This window comes from Candidatus Methylomirabilota bacterium (genome assembly GCA_027293415.1).
Taxonomy (GTDB): Bacteria; Methylomirabilota; Methylomirabilia; order Methylomirabilales; family CSP1-5; genus CSP1-5.
Map to the genome: position 1 here is coordinate 1 of JAPUFX010000216.1, position 9,387 is coordinate 9,387.

9 protein-coding genes and 1 pseudogene are annotated in these 9,387 nt (G+C 60.2%); 5 read left to right on the plus strand and 5 right to left on the minus strand.

The annotated features are described in order from the left end of the window. Positions 1 to 97: 97 nt before the first annotated feature. The 3 genes from O6929_14355 to nuoD form a co-directional block, all read right to left on the minus strand. Positions 98 to 352, minus strand: a complete 255-nt coding sequence (locus O6929_14355) for a type II toxin-antitoxin system RelE/ParE family toxin (GenBank protein ID MCZ6481563.1) — start codon at positions 350 to 352, stop codon at positions 98 to 100. Then, positions 342 to 560, minus strand: a complete 219-nt coding sequence (locus tag O6929_14360; GenBank protein ID MCZ6481564.1) for a ribbon-helix-helix protein, CopG family — start codon at positions 558 to 560, stop codon at positions 342 to 344. Before O6929_14360 ends, O6929_14355 begins: the two co-directional genes overlap by 11 nt. 247 nt (positions 561 to 807) lie before the next feature. Beyond that, positions 808 to 1,980: an NADH dehydrogenase (quinone) subunit D gene (gene nuoD / locus O6929_14365; protein ID MCZ6481565.1), complete on the minus strand. Its 1,173-nt coding sequence runs from the start codon at positions 1,978 to 1,980 to the stop codon at positions 808 to 810. Between the two features lie 247 nt (positions 1,981 to 2,227). Here nuoD and O6929_14370 point away from each other — a divergent pair, with 247 nt between their 5' ends. Both O6929_14370 and O6929_14375 read left to right on the plus strand, forming a co-directional pair. Next, on the plus strand, positions 2,228 to 4,132 hold the full coding sequence (locus O6929_14370) for a family 20 glycosylhydrolase (GenBank protein MCZ6481566.1): 1,905 nt from the start codon (positions 2,228 to 2,230) through the stop codon (positions 4,130 to 4,132). Positions 4,133 to 4,274: 142 nt separating this feature from the next. Next, entirely contained in the window at positions 4,275 to 4,739 is a 465-nt protein-coding gene (locus O6929_14375) for a hypothetical protein (protein ID MCZ6481567.1), read from the plus strand. 9 nt (positions 4,740 to 4,748) lie between these two features. On the opposite strand, the gene O6929_14380 is transcribed toward O6929_14375, so the two are convergent. Continuing rightward, positions 4,749 to 5,609 carry a hypothetical protein gene (locus tag O6929_14380; protein ID MCZ6481568.1) on the minus strand — a complete coding sequence of 287 codons (861 nt, stop codon included), beginning with the start codon at positions 5,607 to 5,609 and terminating at the stop codon, positions 4,749 to 4,751. A 295-nt stretch (positions 5,610 to 5,904) separates the two neighbouring features. On the opposite strand from O6929_14380, the gene O6929_14385 reads away from it, so the two are divergent. Genes O6929_14385 through sixA form a run of 3 tightly spaced genes read left to right on the plus strand, consistent with a single transcriptional unit; the run spans position 5,905 to position 7,469 of the window. After that, positions 5,905 to 6,732, plus strand: a complete 828-nt coding sequence (locus O6929_14385) for a rhomboid family intramembrane serine protease (GenBank protein MCZ6481569.1) — start codon at positions 5,905 to 5,907, stop codon at positions 6,730 to 6,732. Between the two features lie 17 nt (positions 6,733 to 6,749). After that, entirely contained in the window at positions 6,750 to 6,986 is a 237-nt protein-coding gene (locus tag O6929_14390) for a hypothetical protein (GenBank protein ID MCZ6481570.1), read from the plus strand. A 21-nt stretch (positions 6,987 to 7,007) separates the two neighbouring features. Then, on the plus strand, positions 7,008 to 7,469 hold the full coding sequence (gene sixA / locus O6929_14395; GenBank protein MCZ6481571.1) for a phosphohistidine phosphatase SixA: 462 nt from the start codon (positions 7,008 to 7,010) through the stop codon (positions 7,467 to 7,469). Positions 7,470 to 7,560: 91 nt separating this feature from the next. On the opposite strand, the pseudogene acnA reads toward sixA, so the two are convergent. After that, positions 7,561 to 9,360, minus strand: a pseudogene (acnA, locus tag O6929_14400) (aconitate hydratase AcnA). Positions 9,361 to 9,387: the final 27 nt, after the last annotated feature.

The following is a 9,387-nucleotide window of genomic DNA, read 5'->3' on the forward strand; positions in this document are numbered from 1 at the left end:
TGGATTGGGAGGATGTGGGTGCGCGGCGGGCTATGGAGGCGCGGACCTGGTCGAGCATGCGCTAGGCGGTCACCGCGTATTCATGATCACGAATCCTTTACTTCCGGTAAGCCTCGCGGCGGTGTGCGATACGGAGGACCAGGAAACCCTCATCCGTCCTCACGTAGATGACCCGATAGTTGCCAATTCTCAGGCGCCAAAGCCCCCGAAATTGACCTCGAAGCGGTTCCACATCCTTTCCACCGCGACCAAGTTCCTGTTCCAATTTTTGGAGGAGACGCGCAGCTTCTTTTTTATCGATCCGCTTGAGGTCTTTAACAACGGAAGCTTTGTACTCGATCTTATATGCCAAGCCGCTTTCTCAACTCGGCGCGAGAGATGACCGCATCGTCCTTGTCACGGAGCCGGTCCAGAGCAATCTGAAAGTCCGCATACTCACCAAGATATGATTCCAGAGCCTTCCGGATCAGAAAGGTCTTAGGCCGTTCCGTAACCTTTGCGAGTTCTTCCAGAGCCCTTGCTACCTCCTCTGGGAGTCTCACCGAAATCGACACTGACATAGCTACCTCCGATTCCGTAGTGTTTGTAATACATGTATAGCATAGAATGTATTGTATGTCAACTGGAGATTTACTTGCCAGATGGTGGGGCTCTACCTGGGAAGGCGCGGACCTGGTCGAGCATGCGCTAGGCGGTCACTTCGCATCGATTGTGTGGTGGGGCGTCTTGACGAGAGAATTGGGGGTCAATAACACCAGGAAGAAGAAGATTTGGAGGCTGATCCCGGAAGTTCCGTCGTGCACCACCCTACCGATCTGCCTCTCCCATGACGAAATCGATACTGCCGACGATTGCCACAACGTCGGCGAGCATGTGCCCCTCGATCAGTGTGGGGAGGACCTGGATATTGAGAAACGAGGGGGGACGAAGCTTGACCCTCCAGGGCTTGTTGGTCCCGTCGCTCACCACATAGAAGCCTACCTCCCCCTTGGGTCCCTCTACCGGGACATAGGCTTCTCCCGGCGGTACATCGAAGCCCTGGGAGTACAGGAGGAAATGGTGAATCAACGCCTCCATGCTCTGTCGGACCACCTTCTTCGGCGGGGCCACGATCTTGGGATTGTCGATATTGATCGGACCCCCCGGCATCTCCTTGAGGGCCTGTTCCACGATCCTGAGCGACTGTCGCATCTCAAAGATCCGTACAAGATACCGCTCGTAGGAATCGCCGTCCTGTCCGAGGGCGATCTCGAAATCGAACTGCTCATAACCGGAGCACGGGTTTGACTTTCGCAAATCCCAGGGGACACCAGACGCCCTCAAATTTGGACCAGATAACCCCCAGCCAATGGCCTCTTCGCCCTTGATCACCCCGATCCCTTTGAGGCGCTGGATCCAAAGCGGGTTTTTCGTCAGGAGGTCCTCGTATTCATCAAATCGCGGGGGAAACTCGCCTAAGACCTGCTGAACTGCTTTGTCGAAGCCTTCCGGGAGATCGGCCATGAGTCCCCCTACCCGGAAGTAACTTGACATCATGCGGGCCCCGCTGACCATCTCGTAGATATCCAGGATCTTTTCCCGTTCCCGGAAGCAGTAGAGAAAAACGCTCTGAGCCCCGACCTCTAAGGCCATCGTCCCCAAGGCCACGAGGTGACTCTTGATCCGCGTAAGTTCCGTCAGGAGGACCCGGATGTATTTGGTCCGTTCCGGAACATCGATACCCAGCAGTTTCTCGACGCTCAACACAAAGGCCAGATTGTTCGACATGGGGGCGAGATAATCAAATCGGTCAGTGATAGTGATGGCCTGTTGATACCGCTTTGACTCCATGATCTTTTCCATGCCGGTATGCAGGTAGCCGATGTGGGGCGTGACTTTCACGACCACCTCCCCATCTAGCTCCAGCACGAGCCGTAAGACCCCATGGGTCGAGGGGTGCTGCGGGCCCATGTTGATCAACATGGTTTTCGTTTCGGGCATTTGCCAACCCTAACCCTTCCCTGGGGGTCCGGTCCGGATGTAGCGTCAGCACCAATCCTTCTTCACGCGAGCATGATACCGACCCGGCCACACAGTTTCAAGTTGGAAAGGCCACCAGCCTGTTGACGCTCACATCGCAAACCGTTACAATTCCTGCGAAAAGAGCCGCATCTCATTCCATCCCTGCCGCAATGTCCCGTCTTTGACATGAGAATTCTTCCTCCTTTCCACCCGGCGAAAGGACCGCATGAGTAAGCACCTCACCCTTCTCTTCCCCAGACCGCAACACGTGGAACGGACGGGTGCATGGTTCGCGGTGCCGGAGGAGCCTGTGATCGATATGGCGTCTCCGCATCTGCAGGCGACCGCCGAGTGGCTTGCAGAGTTGCTGCGGGGCTACGGGCGACGCCCCCGACGGAGCGCGGACGCCACCGAGGAACGGGGCCGTCAAGAGGCTCGCATCACGATTCGCCTCGATCCGGCCTTGCTCACCCGGGCCCAGAGTTATCGCCTCGTGATTGACGACGCGGGCGTCTCCCTGATCGGCGCCGACGAGGCCGGGACCTTCTACGGCGTTTGCACTCTCACCCAGCTGATACATCTCCACGCACCGGCCACCGCAAACGCCCCCTTCGTGCTTCCCGGCCTCCGCATCGACGATTGGCCCGATTTTCTGCACCGAGGCGTCATGCTTGATGTGAGCCGGGACAAAGTCCCCACCATGGAGACGTTGTTCGATCTGGTGGACCTCTTGGCCAGTTGGAAGATCAATCAGGTACAGCTCTACATGAAGCATACCTTTGCCTACCGTGGGCACGAGGTCGTCTGGCAGTATGCCAGCCCCTTCACCGGTGCGGAGATTGAGGCCCTGGACGCCTTTTGTCGGGACCGCTACGTGGAGCTCGTACCCAACCAGAACAGCTTTGGCCACATGCATCGTTGGCTGGTTCACGAGCCCTATCGCCGGTTGGCCGAATGTCCGGACGGCCTTTCCCACCCCTTTAGCCCCAATCGAGAACCCTACGGTCTCTGCCCTATCGACCCCGGAAGCCTCGCGCTCCTGGCCGACCTGCACGAGCAACTGCTCCCCCACTTCACCAGCCGCCACTTCAATGTGGGACTCGATGAGACTCTCGATCTGGGCCACGGCCGCTCTGCTGCGGTCTGCGCAGCGAAGGGCCAGGAGCGGGTCTATCTCGACTTTGTGCAACATATTCACGGCCTGGTGAGCCAACACGGTCGAACCATGCAGTGCTGGGGGGACATGTTGCGGCAGAGACCCGAGCTGCTGCGCGAACTGCCCAACGACGTCATCATCCTGGAGTGGGGCTACGAGGCCGATCATCCCTTTGCCGAGCACAGCCGTCTCTTCACGGCCGCCGGACAGCGCGTCTACGTCTGTCCGGGCACCAGCAGTTGGAACAGCCTCGCCGGGCGGACGGAAAATGCCTTGGCGAACATCAGCAACGCGGCCGCGGCAGGCCACCGCACCGGGGCCATCGGCTTTCTCACGACCGACTGGGGGGACAACGGGCACTTGCAACCCTTCCCGGTAAGCTATCTTGGCCTGCTGGCCGGGGCCGGGATGAGCTGGTATAGCGCCGATGCTGCCGACCCCAGCCGCCTGGACATACCGGCGCTGCTCGATGCGCATGTCTTCCGCGACCAGGCTGGGGTGATGGGTCGCCTCGCCTATGATCTGGGCAATGCCTATCTGCATGCCGGTCCCCGCCTACAAAACAGTTCGGTCCTCTTTCAGATATTGGTCTTTGCCGATCACGACCTGTCCCACCTGCAGGTCGAGGGCTTGAGCTTCGAATCCCTGGAAAGGACGCTTGCCTATATCGACGGCGTGATGGCGCCGCTGACGAAGGTGCGCATGGCGAGGCCCGACGCCGAGGACATTAGGAAAGAATTCGGCTGGGTCGCCGACATGTTGCGGCTGGCCTGCCGGCTTGGCATGGGCCGCCTGCAGGAGGGCCAACACAGGCCCCTTGGTGCCATACTGGTCCAGACCCGGACTGCGCTAGCCACCGAACTCAGGGCCTTGATCGGCCGGCACCGAGAACTCTGGCAAGGCCGCAATCGTCCCGGCGGTCTTGACGATTCCACCGCTCGGCTTGGGCGCATCCTGCTTCTCCTTGAAGGGTAATCATCACACCTGGCAAAACTCTTGGACGGGGTTAGCTCTGCTGGATCTCTTGACATTGGGAGTTGCTGCGGCATACTTGACACACATAGCAGTGCGGGATAGTGTTGCGCGCCCGCAACAGTCCACGTACAGGAAGGAGTGGATGAAGAAGCTGCTGATTCCGATCGGACTATACCTCGCGATGGGGCTTAGTATCGGCCCCGGGGTTCCACGCATGGAGGCCGCGGGGTTCACCGAGGTATGCGCCGAAATCCACAATTGGATAGTGAGCTATGTCGACCCGTATCGTGGTCACCTCCTGAAGATCGTTGTCCGTGACCCGATGTATTCTTCGCACTCCCCGCGAGTCGGATACTGGATTACCTTTCCCGAAGATTGGGTCACAAGGCGGAATGACTCCACTCCTATTGTTCGGGGGTGTCAGGATGCGCCGGGTAGCGCGTATACCATCGAGATCAAAACGGAAGAGGGCTCCTGGGTTTCCGGGGCCAAGCTGCTTGTCAAGAAGCTCTCCGCTGATTGGCGGAAGATTTCCTTTACCGTCCTCGGGGATCCCGATGATCCATCCTCAGTGGTCACCGAACGCGTCCTTGAGATTCCAGAGTAAAGAAGAAGATTATCGGACCCGCACCCACCGGGCCCGGTAAACCGGATCCACCGGGAACGTGATGTCGGGACCCACACCTCTCTGAGGCGGGATGTAGCCCCGATCCCACCACCCCTCGACGAGCCGACCTCCCGTTACTGGGTCAATCTGGAAGATCCGCACACCGACCCAATGCTTACGGTGATGGATGACCTGCACCTGATAGCGTTTCATGGCGCGCACCTCTAGCCAGGTTCCTGTGATGACCCAGAGCCCTTGGCGCTGGCCCGCCACGTCCTGGACGATGACACGCCGCGCAGGCCCTTTCAGGCGGATCGGCATCCCCAGTGGTGGAAGTTGATCAGGAGTCGGGCGGTCTGGCGGATACATATCCTCAATCCCCAACCGGGCCTCTACGTAACGCTTCTCATAGTCCGTAGCGTGGAGTTCCCGCTCTGACCCACTTATATATTCTTCCATTCCAGAATGGTACTGTCCCCAATGGACCAACTCGTGAAAGAGGACGGCGATGCAGTAGGCCCCCGGGTGCTCCGGGAACTTGGAGATACAGCGGAGGTTGAGGAAAATCCGGTTCCGCTCGGGATCGTATTGACCAAAGTAACTGCGGCGGTTGAGCTGCGTCCAGCCTTGAAAGGCCTCAGATGGGGCCTGCAGAATCTGTGGGCTTGGCCAATCCGCGACAGGCCAGTTCGTCAGCTCGGCCAGATTAGCGATCAGCTCGGCGAGGTCATAGGACACCCACCCTTTTGCTCGAAGGGTCGGAGACTGCGGAGTCTTTTCCGTCGGGTGTCCCTCGATGGGAAAGCCCGTGCGCGCAACGCTCAGGATCAATATTGACCCAACGATCCCGATCAAGAGCAACCGTTTCATTCGACCTCCAGCTCTGCGCGTCCCTTGCCGCCCTTTACCCCTTTCATTTTTCTCCACGCATGCAATTCTTCTGCCTGTGGATAGCACGGAGCCACCAACCGGATCAGTATAACCCTGGGACCATCTCTGGCACAACTCGGGGAGCGCCCGTCTCGCTCACACCACGCAATAGCTGCCATCAGCGTCCCGGGCTCTTTGGCGGCAGCAAAATAATGGACCGTGTGAACAAGACGGGGTATAAAGGAAAGATGCCTTTGGCTACACATGGCCGCCTTGGCTCACGGAGAGTTCATACATGTTTCGTAAAAAGTCCGGCTCGAGTGTCTGCCCTTCCTGCGGAAGGCTCAACAGCATAGATGCGCCCGCGTGCTTTTACTGTGGGCGGCGTAACCCTGGGCTCTGGGGATTCGGCCCTGGTATTACGCGCTTCCTCGGCGAACTCAACTTTGCCCGCGTCGTTATGGGGGTCTGTGTTGCCGTTTATGTTCTCTCCCTGCTTCTCGACCCGCGGACTGCCCTGCGCCTCGGCAACCCCTTCGATTTCCTGGCGCCGAGCAGGGCGGCCCTCAACGCCCTCGGAATGACCGGTGCCTACGCGTGGGCCCTGGGCCGCTGGTGGACACTATTCACCGCGATCTACCTCCACGGAAGTCTGCTCCACATCCTCTTCAATCTGTTGTGGATCAACCAGCTCGCGCCGGCGGTCGAGGGGGTGTACGGCCGCTCTCGTCTCATCGTGATCTTCACCGCAGCGGGCGTTTTAGGTTTCGTCGTGTCCAACTGGGTCCGCCTACCGTTCACCATCGGTGCCTCGGGCTCAATCTTTGGCCTCTTGGGCGCCATGGTCCATTACGGGCGCAGCCGTGGGGGAACGTTCGGGGTGATGGTTTTTCGCCAGTACGGGCAGTGGGCGCTTGTCCTCTTTGTATTAGGCTTCATGATGGCCGGGATAAATAACTTCGCCCACGCCGGTGGGTTCTTGGGCGGGTACCTGGCGGCGATGGCCCTCGGCCACAACGACCACAAGCAAAAGCAAAGTACCCACCAGCTGGCGGCGACCGCGTGCATCCTCCTTACGGCCCTTTCCTTTGTCCTCGCCCTTTGGACCGGCCTCGTGGGCTAGAATCCACCTCAGTGCTTATGGCTATACCTCCTTCGCAAGGCGCACGTCCGTCATTGACCGACAGGGAAGGCAAGTTTCATACCCCCAGCGTCCTGCTCGTCTCGATCGCCCACATGGTCCACGACACCTATCCTGCCTTCCTGGCGCCGCTCCTCCCCCTCTTGCACGTCAAGCTCGGCCTCTCGTACACCATGGCCGGCAGGCGCGCCGACTTGCGCACATCCACGCATGAGCTCCAGAAAGCGATCGTGTAACCGCAGCCGGAGAGAAGGTCGATGCACTGTTACCTGGTACGACACGGCGAGGCGAAGTCCGAGAGGGAAGATCCCGCCCGACCACTAAGCGATCACGGTCGCGAGGAAGTAACCCGAGTGGCCCGTCATGTGGGGGCCATGGGACTTCAAATCGCAGAGATCCGCCACTCTGGCAAGCTGCGCGCTCGGCAGACGGCCGAAATCCTCGCCGAACACCTCTCACCGACCCGCGGCCTCCACGAGGTGGAAGGGCTGTCCCCCATGGATGATCCTGGGGAAGCCCAGGCCGAGATCGAACAATCTCGGGAACCGCTGATGATCGTCGGGCACCTGCCTCATCTCAGCCGCCTCGCCTCGGCCCTCCTGCGCGGCGATCCCGAGTCAGAGATCATCCAGTTCAAGGCAGGGGCAATCGCCTGTCTCGCATGGGTCGATGGGGGCTTCCGGCTGGAGTGGGTCCTGACCCCAGACCTCGCTATGTAGCAGTAGTACTCTTACCGCCGATAAAAAAGGCCGAGCGCCCTGGTTGAGCGTTCGGCCTAGACTTTTGAGTGAGGAATCCGATGGTCCGCGGCTAGGTCATTCCAGCCAACCTGCGCAGGACGTAGTGCAGGATTCCGCCGTGACGGTAGTAGAGGATCTCTTGTGGCGTGTCGATCCGGACGGTGGCGGTAAAGCTGAACTTGCTCCCATCTGGGCGTTTCCCCCGGACGGTCACGTCGCGTCCGCCTTTGAAGCCGCTTTCGATCCGTTCGACCAGGTCGACGATATCCAACAGCTCGTAGCCGCTCAGTCCCAGACTCTTGATCGACTCACCCGACTTGAACTCGAGGGGCACGATTCCCATACCCACCAGGTTGCTGCGGTGAATGCGCTCGTAGCTCTCCGCAATGACCGCCCGGACCCCCAGCAGCCGGGGTCCCTTGGCTGCCCAGTCCCGCGATGAGCCAGAACCGTATTCCTTCCCCGCCAAGACGACCAAGGGTACCCCTTCCTTGTGATACTTCATCGCCGCGTCGAAGATCGGCATCTGCTCTCCATCCGGCAGATGCAGGGTTACCCCGCCCTCCACTCCGGGCACGAGCTGGTTCTTGAGCCGCACGTTGGCGAACGTCCCGCGCATCATCACCTCGTGATTTCCACGGCGCGACCCGTAGGTATTGAAATCCGAGGGGGTCACCCCCTCCGCCTGCAGGTAACGGCCCGAGGGACTATCCGGATGGATCGAACCGGCTGGCGAAATGTGGTCCGTGGTGATGCTGTCGCCGAAGACGGCGAGGACCCGGGCCCCGAGGATGTCCGCGACGGACGGGGGAGTGACCGGCATGTCGACGAAGTAGGGTGGATGCTTCACGTACGTGGAGGTCTCATCCCAGGCGTAGGTATCGCCCTCGGGCACCGGGAGCTTTTGCCAGCGCTCTTCCCCGGTAAAGACATCCTCGTAAGTCTTCCGGAACATCTCGGACTGTACCCCGGTCCGGATCGCGTCGGCCACCTCTTGCTGTGTGGGCCAGATATCCCGCAGGAAGACCGGCTCGCCGTCCTTGCCGCGACCTAGGGGCTCCTCAGCCAGGTTCATATCGACGCGTCCCGCCAGGGCGTAGGCCACGACGAGGGGCGGGGAGGCAAGATAGTTCGCGCGCACCTCCGCGTGAATCCGGCCCTCGAAGTTGCGGTTCCCAGAGAGGACCGCGGCCGCCACCAGCCCTCCGTCCTGGATGGCGCGCGAGATCGGTGGCGGGAGCGGCCCGCTGTTGCCGATGCAGGTCGTGCACCCATAGCCGACCACGTGAAAGCGAAGTGCCTCGAGGAAGCGATCGAGCCCTGCCTCCTTCAGGTAGTCACTTACGACCTTCGAGCCTGGAGCCAGGCTCGTCTTGACCCAGGGCTTCGAAGTGAGACCTCGCTCCACGGCCTTCTTGGCTAACAACCCGGCCGCCATCATGACCGAGGGGTTCGAGGTGTTCGTGCAACTCGTGATGGCTGCGATCACAACGGAGCCGTGGCGGAGGGTGAACTCGTCACCGTTGAGCCGCGTGCGTACAGCAGCCGACTCTCCTTCTGGCTCGGCTACCGCCACCCCCATTGGCTTTCCCCCTTCGCTCTCCAAGCGGCCTACCTCGACGCCGGGTGTCTTGGCCCGGCTGGCTGCAGCCTTGAGCATTGTCGGAAGTTCCTGATGGAAGGAGCGTTTAACGTCACTCAGTCTCACCCGGTCCTGGGGGCGGCGAGGCCCGGCCAGGCTTGGCTCGACCGTGCCGAGATCGAACTCGAGGACGTCTGAATACTCCGCCTCCGGGGTATCGGCCGTATGAAAGATCCCTTGCGACTTCTTGTAGTCCTCGAGGAGCCGGACCTGCTCGGTAGAACGGCCTCTGAACGCGAGTTAGTGCAGCTACTC

What these genes read in the sequence shown, in the direction of transcription:
- O6929_14360 (MCZ6481564.1), bottom strand. Translation starts at nt 560, where the DNA reads ATGTCAGTGTCGATTTCGGTGAGACTCCCAGAGGAGGTAGCAAGGGCT.
- nuoD (MCZ6481565.1), bottom strand. Translation starts at nt 1,980, where the DNA reads ATGCCCGAAACGAAAACCATGTTGATCAACATGGGCCCGCAGCACCCC.
- O6929_14370 (MCZ6481566.1), top strand. Translation starts at nt 2,228, where the DNA reads ATGAGTAAGCACCTCACCCTTCTCTTCCCCAGACCGCAACACGTGGAA.
- O6929_14375 (MCZ6481567.1), top strand. Translation starts at nt 4,275, where the DNA reads ATGAAGAAGCTGCTGATTCCGATCGGACTATACCTCGCGATGGGGCTT.
- O6929_14380 (MCZ6481568.1), bottom strand. Translation starts at nt 5,609, where the DNA reads ATGAAACGGTTGCTCTTGATCGGGATCGTTGGGTCAATATTGATCCTG.
- O6929_14385 (MCZ6481569.1), top strand. Translation starts at nt 5,905, where the DNA reads ATGTTTCGTAAAAAGTCCGGCTCGAGTGTCTGCCCTTCCTGCGGAAGG.
- O6929_14390 (MCZ6481570.1), top strand. Translation starts at nt 6,750, where the DNA reads ATGGCTATACCTCCTTCGCAAGGCGCACGTCCGTCATTGACCGACAGG.
- sixA (MCZ6481571.1), top strand. Translation starts at nt 7,008, where the DNA reads ATGCACTGTTACCTGGTACGACACGGCGAGGCGAAGTCCGAGAGGGAA.